Annotated in this window: 14 protein-coding genes and 1 pseudogene; 7 read left to right on the forward strand and 8 right to left on the reverse strand. The window is 42.4% G+C overall.

What is annotated here, in order from left to right:
- Nucleotides 1-6: 6 nt before the first annotated feature.
- The 3 genes from narJ to BTR1S_RS21685 all read left to right on the forward strand — a co-directional run bounded on the left by narJ (nt 7) and on the right by BTR1S_RS21685 (nt 1,701).
- Nucleotides 7-549 carry a nitrate reductase molybdenum cofactor assembly chaperone gene (gene narJ, locus BTR1S_RS06150; protein WP_029418861.1) on the forward strand — a complete coding sequence of 181 codons (543 nt, stop codon included), beginning with the start codon at nt 7-9 and terminating at the stop codon, nt 547-549.
- Nucleotides 546-1,232 (forward strand): respiratory nitrate reductase subunit gamma, encoded by a 687-nt coding sequence (gene narI, locus BTR1S_RS06155; RefSeq protein WP_006637061.1) that lies wholly within the window; start codon nt 546-548, stop codon nt 1,230-1,232. The genes narJ and narI overlap by 4 nt, the downstream gene beginning before the upstream one ends.
- 112 nt (nt 1,233-1,344) lie before the next feature.
- Nucleotides 1,345-1,701: a hypothetical protein gene (locus tag BTR1S_RS21685; RefSeq protein WP_006637058.1), complete on the forward strand. Its 357-nt coding sequence runs from the start codon at nt 1,345-1,347 to the stop codon at nt 1,699-1,701.
- A gap of 57 nt (nt 1,702-1,758) precedes the next feature.
- Here BTR1S_RS21685 and BTR1S_RS06165 read toward each other — a convergent pair whose 3' ends face one another.
- Entirely contained in the window at nt 1,759-3,168 is a 1,410-nt protein-coding gene (locus BTR1S_RS06165) for an alanine/glycine:cation symporter family protein (protein ID WP_006637057.1), read from the reverse strand.
- Between the two features lie 315 nt (nt 3,169-3,483).
- On the opposite strand from BTR1S_RS06165, the gene BTR1S_RS06170 reads away from it, so the two are divergent.
- Together BTR1S_RS06170 and BTR1S_RS23110 are read left to right on the forward strand one after the other, a co-directional pair.
- The gene (locus BTR1S_RS06170) at nt 3,484-3,819 is read left to right on the forward strand and encodes a hypothetical protein (RefSeq protein ID WP_006637056.1); all 336 of its coding nucleotides are present in this window, start codon (nt 3,484-3,486) and stop codon (nt 3,817-3,819) included.
- A gap of 38 nt (nt 3,820-3,857) precedes the next feature.
- On the forward strand, nt 3,858-3,983 hold the full coding sequence (locus BTR1S_RS23110; protein WP_006637055.1) for a hypothetical protein: 126 nt from the start codon (nt 3,858-3,860) through the stop codon (nt 3,981-3,983).
- A gap of 147 nt (nt 3,984-4,130) precedes the next feature.
- Here the strand turns inward: BTR1S_RS23110 and BTR1S_RS06175 are convergent.
- Nucleotides 4,131-4,274 (reverse strand): annotated as a pseudogene (locus BTR1S_RS06175) (Tn3 family transposase); the annotation flags it as partial.
- Nucleotides 4,275-4,728: 454 nt separating this feature from the next.
- On the opposite strand from BTR1S_RS06175, the gene BTR1S_RS06180 reads away from it, so the two are divergent.
- Nucleotides 4,729-5,511, forward strand: coding sequence for a (S)-acetoin forming diacetyl reductase (locus BTR1S_RS06180; protein ID WP_006637053.1), 783 nt, complete (start codon nt 4,729-4,731; stop codon nt 5,509-5,511).
- 236 nt (nt 5,512-5,747) lie between these two features.
- Here BTR1S_RS06180 and BTR1S_RS06185 read toward each other — a convergent pair whose 3' ends face one another.
- The 4 genes from BTR1S_RS06185 to BTR1S_RS06200 all read right to left on the reverse strand — a co-directional run bounded on the left by BTR1S_RS06185 (nt 5,748) and on the right by BTR1S_RS06200 (nt 11,251).
- Nucleotides 5,748-7,154 (reverse strand): sugar porter family MFS transporter, encoded by a 1,407-nt coding sequence (locus BTR1S_RS06185; RefSeq protein WP_029418863.1) that lies wholly within the window; start codon nt 7,152-7,154, stop codon nt 5,748-5,750.
- Nucleotides 7,155-7,442: 288 nt separating this feature from the next.
- Nucleotides 7,443-8,867 (reverse strand): L-arabinose isomerase, encoded by a 1,425-nt coding sequence (araA, locus tag BTR1S_RS06190; RefSeq protein WP_029418864.1) that lies wholly within the window; start codon nt 8,865-8,867, stop codon nt 7,443-7,445.
- Nucleotides 8,868-8,922: 55 nt separating this feature from the next.
- Nucleotides 8,923-9,618 carry an L-ribulose-5-phosphate 4-epimerase gene (locus BTR1S_RS06195; RefSeq protein WP_006637050.1) on the reverse strand — a complete coding sequence of 232 codons (696 nt, stop codon included), beginning with the start codon at nt 9,616-9,618 and terminating at the stop codon, nt 8,923-8,925.
- Nucleotides 9,619-9,640: 22 nt separating this feature from the next.
- Nucleotides 9,641-11,251 carry a xylulokinase gene (locus tag BTR1S_RS06200; protein ID WP_029418865.1) on the reverse strand — a complete coding sequence of 537 codons (1,611 nt, stop codon included), beginning with the start codon at nt 11,249-11,251 and terminating at the stop codon, nt 9,641-9,643.
- 344 nt (nt 11,252-11,595) lie between these two features.
- Here BTR1S_RS06200 and BTR1S_RS06205 point away from each other — a divergent pair, with 344 nt between their 5' ends.
- Entirely contained in the window at nt 11,596-12,687 is a 1,092-nt protein-coding gene (locus BTR1S_RS06205; RefSeq protein ID WP_029418866.1) for a GntR family transcriptional regulator, read from the forward strand.
- A 264-nt stretch (nt 12,688-12,951) separates the two neighbouring features.
- On the opposite strand, the gene parC is transcribed toward BTR1S_RS06205, so the two are convergent.
- Together parC and parE are read right to left on the reverse strand one after the other, a co-directional pair.
- Nucleotides 12,952-15,375 (reverse strand): DNA topoisomerase IV subunit A, encoded by a 2,424-nt coding sequence (gene parC, locus BTR1S_RS06210; protein ID WP_029418867.1) that lies wholly within the window; start codon nt 15,373-15,375, stop codon nt 12,952-12,954.
- Nucleotides 15,376-15,379: 4 nt separating this feature from the next.
- The gene (parE, locus tag BTR1S_RS06215) at nt 15,380-17,350 is read right to left on the reverse strand and encodes a DNA topoisomerase IV subunit B (RefSeq protein WP_006637046.1); all 1,971 of its coding nucleotides are present in this window, start codon (nt 17,348-17,350) and stop codon (nt 15,380-15,382) included.
- Nucleotides 17,351-17,466: the final 116 nt, after the last annotated feature.

Consider the following 17,466-nt stretch of genomic DNA (forward strand, 5'->3'; position numbering starts at 1 on the left):
AGCATAATGGACGCAACAGATAAACAGGCCGTTTTCGCTGCTCTTTCCTATCTTCTGTCTTATCCTGATGAAGAATGGAGAAATGAACGCTCTGAATGGCAAAACACGATCAGCCACATTCAGCATAAACCGCTGCAAGAGCAGCTGCTCGGATTTTTGAATGATTCGGCTGCCTATTCTCCGGAGGAACTGATCGAAACATATGTCTACACGTTTGATTTCGGCAAAAAAACAAACCTATATGTCACCTATTTCAACTCCGGTGAACAGCGTGAGCGCGGACTCGAGCTTTTGCAGCTGAAAGATCTATATCAGCAATCGGGCTTTCAGCCGACTGACAAAGAACTTCCGGATTATCTGCCGCTGATGCTTGAGTTTGCCGCCCTTGCAGAACTCGAAAAAGTCAAAGCCGTTTTTCAAAAGTATTTATCCAATCTGGCAGAATTAAAATCACAGCTTCTGGAAAACGAAAGCATATATGCAGCGCTGCTCGAAGCCCTGTTAATCGGATTGGCGGAAATCGGCGTTGAAGGGACGGTGCAGGTATGATCGATCAATTACTTTGGGCCATACTCCCCTATATCGTCTTAACGGTTTTTATCGGGGGGCATATTTACCGCTATCAACATGATCAGTTTGGCTGGACAGCCAAATCAAGCGAGATGCTTGAAAAGAAAAAGCTGGCGCTTGGCAGCAGCCTCTTTCACTGGGGACTCCTCTTCGTCATCGGCGGACATGTGATGGGAATATTAATACCGGAAAGCGTTTATCACACGCTTGGCGTCTCAGAGCATATGTATCACAAAATTGCGATCGGCTTTGGACTGCCCGCCGGGATCGCTGCGCTGTCAGGACTCATCATTCTCACTTATCGGAGAATAACTGATAAACGGATTAGGAAAACAAGCTCCGCCAGTGATTTGATCACGCTCGTCGGCCTATTGTTCATGATGGTGACGGGATTGGCGGCGACGTTTTTAAACATTGATTCAAAAGGCTTTGACTACCGTACGACCATCGGGCCGTGGTTCCGAAACATTTTCTTGTTCAGACCGGACGCTTCACTTATGGCAACCGTGCCCCTCTGGTTTAAAATTCATATCGTCATGGGCTATGCCATTTTCATCGTCTGGCCATTCACGCGGCTCGTGCATGTATTCAGCATGCCGCTTAAATATTTGACAAGAAGCTATGTCGTATATCGAAAACGGGCGCCCCGCAAAAGCATATAACCTTTCTCCCTAAAGCCATTTCAGGCTTTAGGGATTTTTTTAAATAGGCAAGCTCCCATTTCTCTGTCAGAACATAGGATAAAGCAAACAAAAAGAAAGGAGCGTTTTTTGATTGCATCCATATCATCCCGCTCTATATGATCCGTATGATCCGTATCGCCAGCAATTCCCCCCAGGGCCGCCTCCAGGTGCGGGAGGGCAGACACAGCAGCAGTTTTTGCCCCCTCCTCCCAGCCAGTTTCCCCAGGACAGCGGTGTTTCAACCTTTGCCGTTGATCCGGGCGGAATCAGAAGGTGCCTTTACCGATTTACGGTTATCCGTTTAAGAAACGGAAGACGTTTCTGGTTCTTTCCGATTTTTGTCGGCCGCAATTCCATCGCGGGATACCGGTGGAGGCCGCGCCAGTACCGCTGGGTCTACTTCGGCATCGATTTGAACGAAATCACTTCTTTCAGCTGCCAATTTTAAATAAAGAAAAAAGGCGTCATGATCGATCAAATGACGCCTCTTTCAATATATCTTTCCTTATGACTCCGGTGTTTCCTTCTCTTCTCCCCAGGCTTCAGCATTCTTTAATCCAGGAATAGAGCTTGCTTTGAAAACCGGATTTTTCCCTTCTTTCCGCTGATCAGCATAATCCTTCAATACTTTGGCCGCGATTCCTGAAAGGAGCAGAATCGCAATCAGGTTAATAATCGCCATCACTCCCATAAATAAGTCCGCCATATCCCAGACAAGCTGGAAACCTGACAGCGAACCAAACATTACCATGGCGACCACGGCAATACGGTAAACGGTCATTGTGATTTTGCTCTTTTTAATAAATTCAATATTGGTTTCACCATAATAATAGTTTCCGACGATTGAGCTGAAAGCAAACAGGAAAATCGCCACGGCGACGAATACCGGCGCCCAGCTTCCGATATGATGCTGCATGGCCGCCTGTGTAATTTGAATGCCGTCAAGCTTTTTCCCAGGCGTCAAATTAAACAGGAGAATCATAAAGGCTGTCGCACTGCAAATGACGATCGTGTCAAAGAATACGCCGAGTGTTTGAATAAAGCCCTGTTTAGCCGGGTGTGACACATGAGCCGTGGCGGCCGCGTTCGGGGCGCTCCCCATTCCGGCTTCGTTTGAGAAAAGACCGCGCTTGGCACCGATAATAATCATTCCTCCAAGCGACCCGCCTGCAACCTGCTCAATGCCAAATGCATCTTTTATAATCATCGCAAAAACGGACGGCAGCTCTGAAATGTTCACCAATACGACGTACAGAGCAAGAGCGAGATAAATAATCGCCATGACGGGAACAATCAATTGTGATACGGTAACAACCCGTTTCAGACCGCCGAAAATAATAAAGGCTGTTATGACGGCTAAAACAATTCCCACGATCGTTTTATCAAAATTGAAAGCCCCTTCCATTGAACCGACAATCGTATTGGCTTGTACAGCGTTAAAAATCAAGCCGAATGTAATCGTAATTAAAACGGCGAATATAATCCCCAGCCATCTGGCGCCAAGCGCTTTTTCCATATAGTAGGCCGGACCTCCGCGAAAGTGGTCGCCGTCTTTTACCTTGTAGACTTGAGCCAATGTACTTTCAACAAAGCTTGACGCCATCCCGACAAGCGCGACAATCCACATCCAGAAAACCGCTCCCGGCCCCCCTGTTGCAACAGCAAGCGCCACACCGGTAAGATTCCCCGTTCCAACGCGCGAAGCCGCTGAAATAAAAAATGCCTGCAGGGATGACACGCCTTTTCCTTTCTCCTTTTTTTCCCCAACGATTCTGAACATCTCTATAAAAAATCGGAATTGGACAAATTTCAGCTTAAAAGTGAAATAAAGGCCCAGCCCTATTAATATATAAACTAAATAAGTCCAAATATACCCACTCGGGACATTGATCACTTTGCTCAAAATTTCTTCCATAGCACCCTCCTGAAACAAACAGATTTTGATGTTAGGTTTCTTAACATGGTAGGATTATATCATAATATTGACGGAAACATAAAAAATAGAAAATTCCGTCTTTTGAAACTCCTAATCCCTCCTCCTCCTTTTGACTATCGTCCCAATAGGCCCATTATAACAAATCAATCGATTTAATAAATTAAAAAAATCAGAAATATCTACACAAAGAAAAAATCTTGTCAATAAATCTGACTAAAATGTCACAAAAAAATCATCTTTTCTGATATCATATAATATGCTAAGATTATGAGATCAAAAGGGGGGTGAGAGCTGATGAAAAAGTCGTTGTTTCTGCAAATGTCTATGTTTTTCTTAGTCATTGCAAGCCTTCATTCGTTCTCAATGCCCCATGTGCCTATGAGCCATCATGCACAGAAGGCGGCTGTTTCAGGCGATGAACTGCACGAACTGACAGCCGGCAAGCATGGTGAAGAAAAGGCTAAATCTTTATGGGATTCGCACGGGTTAAGAGATGAATTCATACTGCTCTTGATCCTGGCTGCGGCTTCTGCCCGGGTTTATATTCTAAACCGGCTGAAAGAACATCTGAAGGCATTCATGCTGGCTGTTTTCTATCACTCTTCTTACGTTGATAAAGCACATGTTTAAAAAACCATAACCAACATAAAAAACGGGAGGTTTTAGACATGTTATTTATCATAAGAATGGTGATTATCGGACTCTTTTCATTGACAGCTTTAAATTTGTTCGTCTTCCAGGGAATTGAAGTCATGCACGCGATTACCGATCTTTTCGACCGCCAAGACAGCTAATTTAAAAAAGAAAACACTCGCCTTTGCAATGCCCCCAAAAAGTGAGGCAATAAAAATTCATGAAGCAGTTTGATTGGCATGAGTCCGATATTGTTCCGGACTCATGCCTTTTCATTTGATCTTAATCCGGTTGTGAGTGATTTTTTAAAGGATAAAGATCGTCTTTTCTATGCGTCCCATCTCTCTAAGCGCCATGGCAGCCTTGTTCTGCCGAGTATAAAAACCAAGCTTACCCATAATAAGCGCACTGGACACCTTCCCCTCTCGAATAGAATGTGCCATCCAAAAGACACTCTATCAATATCGTTATACTCATCGAAATGTCGAAAGGATTGTCGCTCGTATCAAGAGCCCAGTCGCGAGAGCTGTCTTTGCCGATTGGGATGCAACGTTTCGGAAATTTTGTAAGTAAAAGAAAATGAAAAATAGGTTATTTCCGCATAAAGGGTGTAGCTGATATTTTGTTTTTGGAACGCCTTTTGGTGCTGCTATTTAACCTGGATTTAGTTTAAATGTGACAAGTAGTTGAACATTTCTTTTTTATCAATGTTTATCGTCTTAACGTACAATTTTTCCGTTTTGCTGCCTGTATTTCTTCTAAAAAAGTTAAAATTTTTTCAAAAATTAAAACTAAATATCACATCTTTTTTACAATCGCCGCGGCTTTATTTCACATCGATAAATATAAGGTATAATATTTCTGTACCAAATAAATACCAATTACATATAGAAAGAAGATGTTCATATGAGTAAAGTATCTGGAAAAATCGCCTTTGTTACTGGCGGCGGCCAAGGAATTGGCGAAGCAATCTGCAAACGCTTGGCAGAGGATGGATTCGCCGTTGCGGTTGCAGATTATAATGAAGAAACTGCAAAAAAAGTTGCTGAGGAAATTAACCAATTTAATGGGAAAGCAATTGCGGTTAAAGTAAATGTTGCTGATCGTGATGATGTTTTTAAAGCTGTCGATGAAACCGTAAAAAGGCTTGGTGGACTTGATGTGGTTATAAATAATGCAGGTCTTGGACCAACCACCCCTATTGAAAGCATTACTTATGAAGATTATCGAAAAATTTATGATGTTAACGTCGGCGGTACTTATTGGGGAATACAAGCAGCTGTAAAAGCCTTCAAAGAACTCGGTCACGGTGGAAAAATCATTAATGCTTCTTCTCAAGCCGGTCAAGTCGGTAACCCAGGCTTGGCAGTTTACGGCGGAACAAAGTTCGCTGTTCGCGGTATTACCCAAACGGCGGCAAAAGACCTAGCTGAATTAGGTATTACTGTAAACGCCTTTTGTCCGGGTATCGTAAAAACTCCTATGATGATGGGCATTGCACAGCAAACCGCTGATGAAGCAGGCAAGCCATTTGAATGGGGAATGGAGCAATTCGCTAAAAATATTGCATTAAAACGCTTATCCGAGCCGGAAGATGTAGCAGCGTGCGTTTCCTATCTTGCAGGACCAGATTCAGATTATATGACTGGTCAAGCTCTTATCATCGATGGTGGAATGGTATTTAATTAAGTTTGAAATTTTAGAAGATCATAGTTTGTTTCACAACTTGAACGTATAAGCTGAACGAATTTCTTTCAAATATGGAGGGGGAAGTTTTCCGCCTCCATATCATGTTCACGATTTGTATATGATGAATACAAAAGCATCTTCACTTTTGAAACCCCTGTTTCAAAATGCACTAGTGCAAAGATTTCCCCTGCGATAAGCGGTGCCCAAGATAGCTTCTTTTAATTCCACTCCAAACCTCATAGGTTTATCTGGGCGCTTTTTGCGTTAACTTGTCTATTTTCTCCATTTTTCTCAATTTCCTCTAAACTGCGGCCTCGAGTTTCAGGGACGCGTGTCCGGATAAATACAACTCCAAGTAAACAAATCACACCGAAGATTGCAAACACAGCTTCTTGAGACATCGAAGCGGTCATAATAGGAAATAGCAATCCAACCAAGAAAGAACCAATCCAGTTAAATGATGAAGCTAATCCAGACGCACGCCCGCGAATTGCCAGCGGGAAAATTTCTCCAACTATGACCCAAGTTAAAGGAGCCCACGTGAATGAATAAAGTGCTACATAGATACTTAAAAAGACAACCATCATCATCGGATTTGCATTAGGAATTAATATATTCAATATTGCCGGCAAAATAAAGGATAGCCCCATAATTGTTCCGCCTACTGTTAATAAAGTACGGCGATTAAATTTATCAGCAATCATCAGGAATATTAATGAACCTAGTACGAGAATAACTCCTTGAATAATTGGCCACATCAACGCTGAACTTGCTGCATTCCCTGTTGCTTTTTCTACAATCAAAGGAATATAATAAAAAATTGCGTTTGCACCCTGGAATTGTTGAAAAGCAGCAACACCCACACCGGCAATTAATAAAAAACGATATTTATTACTTAAAAGTGTAGCCCATGATGCTTTTTGATTTGCCTTTGTTTCCTCTCTGGCAGTTTCTTGAATTTGCGTTATTTCAGAATCAATCTCTTCTTTGTTAGAGCGAATATAGCTCAACACCTTGCGAGCTTCATCAAGTTTATTGTTCTTTATTAAAAAACGTGGTGATTCAGGTAACTTTAACATTCCAACATATAAGATCAAGGCAGGTACGGCAGCCAAACCAAGCATCAACCGCCATGCCATTGTTTCCGGTAAATCTTTCAATAGAAAATCAACAATGTAAGAAAGCAACATTCCAGAAACAATCATTGTTTGATTAATTCCTGACAGACGTCCACGCAAACGTGCAGGCGCCATTTCCGACATATAGGCTGGGACCAACGCAGAAGCAGCACCAACGGCCAATCCCAATAAAACCCGAGAAACAATCAAAAATAGTATCCCATTATGAGGTGCTATTCCTGACAAAATGGATCCAACAACAAAAATTAAAGCGGAAATTAAAATCATTTTGCGCCGTCCCAAACGATCAGAAAGTTGTCCGGCCAGGGCGCCTCCAAAAATAGCTCCTAACATCACCGAAGAGGTAATCCAGCCAATAACCCCGGCGTTGTCTTGAAGGTTCCAATCATGTTGCAGAAAAGGCAAAGCACCCGTCATAACGCCGATATCATAACCGAAAAGAATGCCGGCAAAAGCCCCAAAAAAATAAATGAAGCCACTTGAGATTTTCTTATCATTAACCATTAAAGTTCCCTCCTCAAGGTTGAAATTATATTGTGCAAAAATCCCACCACCAAAACTATTGATGGCTTTTTAGGAAATAATAAAAGCGCTTTCAAACCGCAAATACATGCTAGGATATTATTTGTTGGGACTTCTCCCTAAATCTCAAGGTTTTATTCGCCTATTATTAAACGCTTTCAATTTTTCCTGAACATCACGATAACGCTTACAAAATCATAAATATTTTGAAATCTGATATACCTATTTTTCACCTCCAAGGAAGCAGAACCTCCTCGGAGGTTAGAGGCATTACTTAATCACTACATATTCCAGGTCAACCAGCTTTGCATAAGTGATCATTTGGTCTGTTGTTACATTCAATGAAACAACTGTATGGTGACCGCCGCCATTCTCAAGCCATGCTTTCACTCCATCTTGGAAGTTAGGTTTCACTTCCCAAAGTACCCGTGCCACTGGAAGGTTTGGTGCTGGAACAGTTGGTTCATATGCAGAAACTTCGTTAATCAACAGTTTGTAATGCGTACCAAAGTCTGCCATTGAAACAACCACACCATCTCCTGCTTTTCCGTCGAACACTAAGCGTGCTGGGTCTTCACGATCACCAATACCTAATGGAGATACGATAATTTTTGGTTTGTTGCTTGCTAAAGATGGGTCAACTTCAAGCATATGTGATTGAAGGATTGATTCTTGACCGGCAGCTAATTCATATGTGTAGTCTTCCATAAAGCCAGTTGATTGGTTGCGGCTCATCACTTTGAGTAAGCGATCGAGCGCTGCAGTTTTCCAATCTCCTTCACCAGCAAAGCCATATCCTTGCGCCATCAATCGCTGGACGGCAAGACCTGGAAGTTGTTTCATTCCATATAAATCTTCAAAGTTAGTTGTGAAGGCATTGTAACCACCATCATCCAAGAAACGTTTAATGGCGATTTCATAGCTTGCTTGTACTTTTACGCTCTTCTCCCAATCTTGCTGACTGTAAGTACCATAATCAAATTCATAAAGGTCTGCGTATTCTGCAAACAAATCATTAATTTCTTTATCTGTAACCGCATTCACGTATTGAACAAGATCACCAATACCAAAGTAATCAACTGTCCAGCCAAATTGAATTTGCGCTTCAACCTTATCCCCTTCGGTAACAGCAACGTTACGCATGTTGTCACCAAAACGAGCGACCTTGATGTTGAAGCTTTCGTTATAAGCAACCGCTACGTCCATCCATTCTGCAATTTGCTGTTGCACTTCAGGGCGCTCCCAATAACCCACGACAACTTTATTTTGTTTTTTCAAGCGGGCATTGATAAAACCATATTCACGGTCACCATGAGCAGATTGGTTTAGGTTCATAAAGTCCATGTCAATCGTTGTCCATGGAATACTTTCATTAAATTGTGTCGCTAAATGAAGTAATGGTTTTTGTAATAATTTTGTTCCGCGAATCCACATTTTTGCAGGTGAGAAAGTATGCATCCAAGTGATGACACCGGCTACTTCGTCACGATAGTTTACTTCTTTCATGATGCTTGTGATTTTATCAGCACTAACAGCTAAATCTTGCAATACAAGCGGGTATGGCAAAACAGCGCTTTCATTTAATGCATCGGTCATGGCTTGTGCGTGTGCTCTGACTTCTGCTAACGTTTCTTCCCCATAAAGATGTTGTGAACCTACGACAAACCAAAATTCTTTTTTCCCTGTTGTTAACATAATAACCCTCTTTTCTTAAATTAATGGGATAATTGATAGTTTGATAGAATTGATATTACTTTTGACCATAATAAGCATTTTTACCGTGTTTTCGTAAATAATGTTTATCTAAAATACGTTGTGGCAATTCTTTTGCAAAAAGATTTAATTCTCGTGTAAATAAATTCATTTTCGCAACTTCGTCCAACACCACACTATTCAATACTGCTGATTTTACATCTTTGCCCCAAGTAAATGGACCATGACCATGAAGTAAGACACCAGGAACAGCTAAAATATCTAACCCACGCTCTTCAAATGTTTCGATGATTACATTACCTGTTTCTACTTCGTAACCACGATCAATCTCCTCTTGTGTCAAGTAACGGGCACATGGTACGGAACCATAGAATGTGTCTGCATGAGTGGTCCCCATCGCTGGAACATCAAGGCCTGCTTGAGCCCAGATTGTCGCCCAAGTTGAATGAGTGTGTACAATTCCTCCAATTTCAGGGTAATGGTTATAAAGTACTGCGTGAGTCGCTGTATCTGATGAAGGCCTCAACTCTCCCTCAACAACATTGCCATCTAAATCAACAACCACCATATCACTAGCTTTCATCGTTTCATAATCAACACCACTGGGTTTGATAACGAATAAACCGGTTTCACGGTCAATGGCACTTGCATTTCCCCATGTGTATTTCACGAGTCCATATTTAGGCAAGTCCAAATTTGCTTGAAATACTTCTTCTTTCAGTTGTTCTAACACGTCAATCCCCCCATCTTTCCACTCATAAAATCAAATGATCTACAGCGGCCTGCTCAATCATTAAACCTTTTTTGTACCGTTCGATAAATGCTTCAAATCCTTCAACATCTAATTGATCAGGGTAAATTTCTTGCCCATCAGCCTCTTGAAAGACTCTTTTGTCGAGGAAGTCTTCTAAGCTTTCTTCTTGATCTTTGTTCATCATGTAAGAAGCAAGAATAGCCATTCCCCATGCACCGCCTTCTCCGGCTGTCGCCATAACTGATACTGGCGTATTCATTGCAGCTGCAACAATTTTTTGTCCAACAAGAGGGGTTTTGAATAAACCACCATGAGCTAAAATGCTGTCAATTGCAACATTTTCTTCTTTTGTCAAAATATCCATTCCGATTTTCAAAGCAGCAAAAGCTGTAAAAAGGTGTGTCCGCATGAAGTTTGCTAAATTGAAACGACTCTCTGGTGAGCGGACAAATAATGGCCGGCCTTCTTCTAATCCTGTAATATTTTCACCGGAGAAATAACCGTAGCTTAGTAAACCACCGCCATCTGAGTCGGCTTCCAAAGCTTTATTTAACATCACTTCGAATAATTTATTCGTTTCAACCTTTTGTCCCATTGCCTCAAAAAATTCACGGAACAATCCTAGCCAAGCATTAATATCACTTGAGCAGTTATTCGCATGAACCATTCCAACCGGACTGCCGTTTGGTGTTGTTACCAAATCAATTTCCGGATATACTTTTGAAAGTTCTTTCTCTAATACAATCATGGCAAAAACTGAAGTTCCTACTGAGATGTTTCCAGTGCGTTTCCTCACACTATTCGTAGCAACCATTCCTGTTCCAGCATCGCCTTCTGGTGGACAAATTGGAATGCCTGGTTGTAAATTTTTTGATTGATCCAGAATTTTCGCACCAATTTCGGTTAATTCACCTGCTTGCTCGCCTGAAATATAAACTTTGGGGAGAATATCCTTCAGCTTCCAAGGATAACCTTTGATCGAAATCAGTTCATCAAACTGCTTGACCATCGATTCGTTGTAATTTTGCGTTGATTCATCAATTGGGAACATGCCCGAAGCATCTCCAATGCCAATTGCTTTATTACCAGTCAGTAACCAGTGAATGTACCCGGCTAAAGTGGTGATATAATCAATGCGAGGCAAATGCTTCTCTTCATTTAATATCGCTTGATAAAGGTGAGCAATACTCCACCGTTCAGGGATATTGAATTGAAATTGATCAGTTAATTCTTTTGCTGCAGCACTGGTTGTTGAGTTGCGCCAAGTTCGAAACGGAACAAGCAGCTCCCCTGTGTTGTCAAAAGCCATATACCCATGCATCATTGCAGAAAATCCAATAGAACCAATTTTGCGAATGGTGATGCCATAATTTCGTTCAACTTCTTTCTTCATTTCACTGTAAGCTGTTTGCAATCCAGTGATAATATCTACTAAGTTGTACGTCCAAAATCCATCTTCCAAGAGGTTTTCCCACTCATAGCTTCCAGATGCGATTGTTTCAAAACTACTATCAATCAACACTGCTTTAATACGTGTGGATCCGAATTCGATTCCAAGTGATGTTTCTCCCTCAGTTATCGCTTGTTTGATGTTTACTCGATTCGTTTTCACGTTACTCCCCTCTCTGATAGCGATTTCAAAATTAATCGAAAGAAGGCGCTTTCTTTTTCGCTTAACTTTATTAACAACCTTAGTATATTTTTTGTACGTACATTTGTCAACGAATAATAAAATATGTTCATATAAATATCACAACGATATTTCTGTTATTTTTCTCTTCATGTTTATAATAAAAGGTATTTGTATAACATAAAACCTAAAGAAAAAATATAATTGCTTGTTAATTTAAATAGGTGGAATCTTTTAATTCATTCAAAGCCATGATAAAATATGTCCACACAAATAATTCAATTAAAAAAATTAGAATGCGAACAACTATGAAAGAAGTGAGTGAAATGAAACCAAAGTATAAGGTCATCATTGATGATATAAAAAGTAAAATTCTTTCAGGAGTTTACAGCGTAGGAGAACAAATTCCTACTGAATCCGCCATACAAGAAGAGTACAAAGTTAGCCGGCACACTGTTCGAAAGGCCATTTTAGAACTATCGAACGAGGGATTCTTAAGAAGTGAAAAAGGGTCTGGCACTTATGTTAGTAACCAGTATCAATCAAAATCTGGCGTGAATTCCAATAATAAAACAATCGGTGTAATCACGACCTACATTTCTGATTACATTTTCCCCTCAATTATTCGTGGAATTGAAGGGAGATTGAATGAGGCTAATTATTCGTTACTATTAGCTAGTACAAATAATGATGTCGAACAAGAAAAAAAAGCTCTGGAAATGATGTTGTCATATGGCGTAGATGGTTTGATTGTTGAACCTACGAAAAGCAATCTATACAATCCCAATATTGCTTACTACCTATCGTTCAAGGAACAGGATATTCCTTTCATCATGATCAATGCTTATTATGAAGAATTAGAAGTTCCTTTTCTTTGTCTCGATGACGTGCAGTCTAGCTATCTCGCTACAAAAGAATTAATATCAAGAGGACATACACGAATTGGACTCATTTCAAAAGAGGATGATTTACAAGGAAAGTATCGAATGAAGGGGTATATAAAAGCGCTTGGCGAAGCCAAATTGCGATTTCAACCAGAGCATGTGCTTTCGTACAATACAGAGACGAAGCTGGACCTATACACAAACCTGAAGAAGTTCCTAAATGAAAATAGAGACGTGTTGACTGCAATTGTTTGCTATAACGACGAAGTAGGGTTGGAAGTAGCAAATGTATGCAGACAACTTAATATTTCTATCCCAGACAAATTATCAATTATTGGTCAGGACAATTCGTATATTGCCAAAAATGCGAATATCAAACTAACAACATTGACACACCCTCAAGAACAAATGGGGCGCGATGCAGCTGATTGGGTCATTAAGAAATTACAAGGAAAGAAGGATTTGCCAAACGAAACCTATTATCAACCGGTGTTAATTGAAGGCGAAACTGTAAAAGAGTTAGAAGTACAATAATCTTGGTGTGAACAAGGAAACCCAGTCCATCTTCACTAAAGGCGTGAACATGGACTGGGTTGTTTTACTCTGTTATCAAATAAGCAGAGAGACCTTTCATATATTTGACGCTTACTCAGCACTACAAAAAAATACGTTGTAACGGCACAACATTATATATTCAAAAAATAAGGGACTCTGCTCTAAGTATTCACTGGTGTGTTAGCTTGATAGGCATGTGTGATGCCCCTGGATATTGAATTACAATTGGGGTGCAGGTCGATTTCACTCCTGTCCTTGTTTGCCAATCCATACATCCGTTACTTCCCCGGCCTCATCTTCATCAATGATGAAAGAACCGTTGCTGTAACGGTCATGAAGCTTGATATCCTTGACAAGCATCTCTTCTGTAATGCCTTTTTCAGTTTGCATCGTGATTTGATCATGGTAGGAGCAGGCAAGCAGTCCGGCGATGCGGTGCGGCTTTTTCTTCAGCTCCCTCAGCATCAGGACGCCGCGTTTTGCCCTTGATGTTTTTTCAAATTCGGTGCGGTTCATTCTTTTAACAGCGCCGCGCTGCGTGACGAGGACGAGCACGTCTGAATCTTCAAGGATCTGGCCTGAGACGGCAAAATCGCCATCCTTTAAATTAACGCCTTTGACACCGGCCGCCCTGGCGCCGACGACGCTGACCTCTTCCTCTGTAAACCATAAACCGTAGCCCGAGTGTGTCGCGATAAACACGTCTTTCGCTCCATCTGTTACATGAACGTCGATCACTTCATCATCGCCTTTTAGGTTCAGGGCGACTAAAGCCTTCGAATAGCGCTGCGCTTTATATTGAAGAAGCGGTGTTCTTTTCGCCATTCCTTTTTTCGTGAAAAACAGCAGATATTCTGATTCTGTAAATTCCTTGACCGGTATCGCCTTTACGATCGATTCATCACTGTCAATCGAAATGATATTCGTAATATGCTGACCTAAGTCTTTCCATCTGATATCCGGAAGCTGGTGGACTGGACAATATACATAGCTTCCTTTATTCGTAAACAGGAGCAGCACATCAGTCGTATTCATTTCCAGCTGACAAAGCAGGCGGTCCGTATCTTTCATGCCGAAATCCTGGCCGTTTGAAGCAGCGAAAGATCTCTGGCTTGTTCGTTTGATGTAGCCGTCTTTCGTCACCGTAACATAAACATCTTCAGAGGCCACCATGACTTCGAGATTGATTTTAATCTCTTCGATTTTTTCTTCGATCACAGACAGCCTGTCGCCCGCATAGGCTTTTTTGACTTTTCTCAGATTGTCCTTGATGACCTTCAGCAGCTTCTTGTCATTGGAGAGAATCGCTTCAAGCTCGTTTATTTTTTGCTCAAGCTCTTTTGCCTCTTCTTGCAATGCCGTAATATCGGTATTGGTCAATCTGTAAAGCTGTAATGAAACAATCGCTTCAGCCTGCGGCTCTGTGAAGGCAAACTTGGCAATCAGGTTGTTTTTGGCATCCCGCTTATCATTTGATGAACGGATCGTTGCAATGACATCATCCAGGATGGACAATGCTTTCATTAAACCTTCGACGATATGATGCCGTTCCTTCGCTTTTTTCAGCTCATACTGAGAACGATTTGTGATGACTTCCTTCTGGTGCCCGATATAAGCATCAAGAATAGAGGTCAGATTCATCAGCATCGGCCTTCTGTTATGGATGGCCACCATGTTAAAGTTATATGGAATTTGCAAATCGGTGTTTTTGTATAAGAAATTTAATACGCCTTGGGCATCCGCTTCTTTTTTGAGCTCAATGACGATTCTGAGGCCTGTGCGGTCGGTCTCGTCGCGGACTTCTGATATCCCTTCGACTTTCCGCTCAATCCTGAATTCATCCATCTTCTTCACTAAATTCGCCTTGTTGACTTCAAACGGGATTTCGGTAATCACGATTTGCTCACGGCCGCCTCTGATCGTTTCGATCTCGGCTTTTCCCCTGATGATGATTTTGCCTTTTCCCGTTTCATAGGCTTTTTTGATACCCTCTTTTCCCTGGATGATTCCTCCTGTTGGAAAATCAGGACCTGTAATGAACTCCATTAAATCATCAACACTGCAGTTCGGAGAATCAATCCGCTTAATGACGGCATCGATGACTTCTCCGAGGTGATGCGGCGGAATGTCTGTCGCATAGCCGGCTGAAATCCCGGTCGATCCGTTGACGAGCAGATTCGGGAACATCGCCGGAAGGACGACAGGCTCCTTGCTTGTATCATCAAAGTTTGGAACGAATTCAACCGTATCTTTATCAATATCGCGCAAAAGCTCTGCGGCGATCGATGCAAGCCGCGCCTCCGTATACCGCATCGCAGCCGGCGGGTCTCCGTCGATGCTTCCGTTGTTTCCGTGCATTTCAATCAAAACGTTGCGGACCTTCCAATCCTGGCTCATCCTCACCATCGCTTCGTAGACGGAACTGTCCCCGTGCGGATGGTAGTTCCCGATCACATTACCGACCGTTTTCGCGGCTTTGCGGAAGTTTTTGTCATGTGTGTTTCCTTCCGCGTGCATGGCGTATAGAATTCTCCTTTGCACCGGCTTCAGCCCGTCGCGCGCATCAGGAAGCGCCCGGTCCTGAATGATGTATTTGCTGTATCGGCCGAAACGGTCGCCGATCACGTCTTCCAATGGTAAATCATGATAAATCTCTGGCTGTGCCATTTATTTAAACCTCCTCAGCGACCGATAAGTTCTCGTTTTCCAAAATATTGCTTTCTTCATCATCAAGTCCGAAAGCGACATTTTTCTCAATCCATTTTCGTCTCGGCTCAACTTTGTCGCCCATTAATGTCGTCACACGCCGTTCAGCACGAGCCGCATCATCGATTTTCACCCTGACAAGCGTTCTTGATTCCGGGTTCATTGTCGTTTCCCAGAGCTGATCTGCGTTCATTTCGCCGAGACCTTTATAGCGCTGGATCGTGTAGCCTTTTCCGACTTTTTTCAAAACATCGTCCATTTCTTCGTCAGACCATGCGTATTCAATGATTTCTTTTTTGCCTGACCCTTTGCTGACTTTATAAAGCGGCGGCAGTGCAATAAAAACCTTTCCATGCTCGATCAGAGGCTTCATATAGCGGTAGAAAAAGGTTAGCAGCAAGACTTGAATATGGGCGCCGTCTGTATCGGCATCGGTCATAATGATGACCTTGTCGTAATTGATATCGTCGATATTGAAATCGGCGCCGACTCCGCCGCCGATCGCATGAATAATCGTATTGATCTCTTCATTTTTAAAGATGTCGGCAAGCTTTGCTTTTTCCGTGTTGATGACTTTTCCGCGAAGCGGCAGGACAGCCTGGAATTTCCGATCCCTTCCCTGCTTGGCAGAGCCTCCGGCAGAATCCCCCTCAACAAGGTACAATTCGTTTTTGGCCGGATTTCTCGATTGGGCGGGTGTCAGCTTTCCGGAGAGCGTCGCCTCTGATTTCTTTCTTTTCTTCCCTGTTCTCGCCTCTTCCCTTGCTTTTCGGGCGGCTTCTCTCGCCTGTGCAGCTTTGATTGCTTTTTTGACAAGCAAAGTCGCCGTTTCTCTGTTTTCCTCCAGAAAATAGGCAAGCTGTTCAGAAACGATGGCATCCACCGCAGACCTCGCTTCACTGGTTCCAAGCTTTCCTTTTGTCTGCCCTTCAAATTGCAGAAGCTCCTCCGGAATGCGCACTGATACGATGGCCGCGAGCCCTTCCCGGATATCTGTTCCTTCCAGGTTTTTGTCCTTTTCTTTTAAAAGGGCCACTTTTCTCGCATATTCATTGAACGCGCGCGTCATCGCCGTTTTGGCGCCCGACTCATGGGTTCCGCCGTCTTTTGTCCTGACATTGTTGACAAACGAAAGAATGTTTTCGGAATAACCGTCGTTGAATTGAAAAGCGAAGTCGACTTCGATTCCGTTGTGCTCTCCTTCAAAAGACACCACTTCACATAAAGGGTCTTTTTCTTCATTTAAATAAGCGACAAAAGCTTCGATTCCGTTTTCATAAAGGAACGTTTCCTGTGTTTGGTTCCGTTCATCAATCAGTTCAATTTTTAAGCCTTTTAATAAAAAGGCTGATTCTCTCAATCGCTCTGAAAGCGTTTCAAAGTTATAGGTCGTCGTACTGAACATTTTTGGATCCGGCTTGAAGTGAATCAGGGTGCCGGTTTTTTTCGTCGTTCCGATTTTTTCAAGGGATGTCACCGGCTTCCCGCCGTTTTCAAAACGCTGCCTGTAGACGTTTCCGTCCCGTTCTATCGTGACCGTCAGCCATTCTGACAGGGCGTTTACGACAGATGCGCCGACACCGTGAAGGCCTCCGCTCGTTTTGTAGCCGCCTTGGCCGAATTTCCCTCCGGCGTGAAGCACGGTCAAAATGATTTCGGGAGTTGGTTTGCCAAACTTATGCATTCCTGTGGGCATTCCCCGGCCTCTGTCTTGCACCGATATGCTATTGTCTTTATGTATTTTTACTATAATGTGATCCCCGTGCCCTGCCAGAACTTCATCAACGGAATTGTCGACGATTTCATAGACGAGGTGGTGCAGGCCGCGGCTGTCTGTTGAACCGATGTACATGCCGGGGCGCTTCCTGACCGCTTCAAGGCCTTCGAGCACCTGTATGGAATCATCATTATAGTCAACCTGCTGTTTTTTAACCAAATGCATAAACCCCTTTCAAAAATCAAACATTGCTTATAAAGAATAATACACACTCTGAAATATAAATCAAAGCGATATCTAATTCTTTTCCCTACATCGCTTTAAGAGTTGTCAGG

This window comes from Bacillus sonorensis NBRC 101234 = KCTC 13918 (genome assembly GCF_001592005.1).
GTDB lineage: Bacteria > Bacillota > Bacilli > Bacillales > Bacillaceae > Bacillus > Bacillus sonorensis.

What these genes read in the sequence shown, in the direction of transcription:
- parC (WP_029418867.1), bottom strand. Translation starts at nt 15,375, where the DNA reads ATGGCACAGCCAGAGATTTATCATGATTTACCATTGGAAGACGTGATC.
- araA (WP_029418864.1), bottom strand. Translation starts at nt 8,867, where the DNA reads ATGTTAACAACAGGGAAAAAAGAATTTTGGTTTGTCGTAGGTTCACAA.
- BTR1S_RS06170 (WP_006637056.1), top strand. Translation starts at nt 3,484, where the DNA reads ATGAAAAAGTCGTTGTTTCTGCAAATGTCTATGTTTTTCTTAGTCATT.
- narJ (WP_029418861.1), top strand. Translation starts at nt 7, where the DNA reads ATGGACGCAACAGATAAACAGGCCGTTTTCGCTGCTCTTTCCTATCTT.
- BTR1S_RS23110 (WP_006637055.1), top strand. Translation starts at nt 3,858, where the DNA reads ATGTTATTTATCATAAGAATGGTGATTATCGGACTCTTTTCATTGACA.
- BTR1S_RS06165 (WP_006637057.1), bottom strand. Translation starts at nt 3,168, where the DNA reads ATGGAAGAAATTTTGAGCAAAGTGATCAATGTCCCGAGTGGGTATATT.
- BTR1S_RS06205 (WP_029418866.1), top strand. Translation starts at nt 11,596, where the DNA reads ATGAAACCAAAGTATAAGGTCATCATTGATGATATAAAAAGTAAAATT.
- BTR1S_RS06180 (WP_006637053.1), top strand. Translation starts at nt 4,729, where the DNA reads ATGAGTAAAGTATCTGGAAAAATCGCCTTTGTTACTGGCGGCGGCCAA.
- narI (WP_006637061.1), top strand. Translation starts at nt 546, where the DNA reads ATGATCGATCAATTACTTTGGGCCATACTCCCCTATATCGTCTTAACG.
- BTR1S_RS06185 (WP_029418863.1), bottom strand. Translation starts at nt 7,154, where the DNA reads ATGGTTAATGATAAGAAAATCTCAAGTGGCTTCATTTATTTTTTTGGG.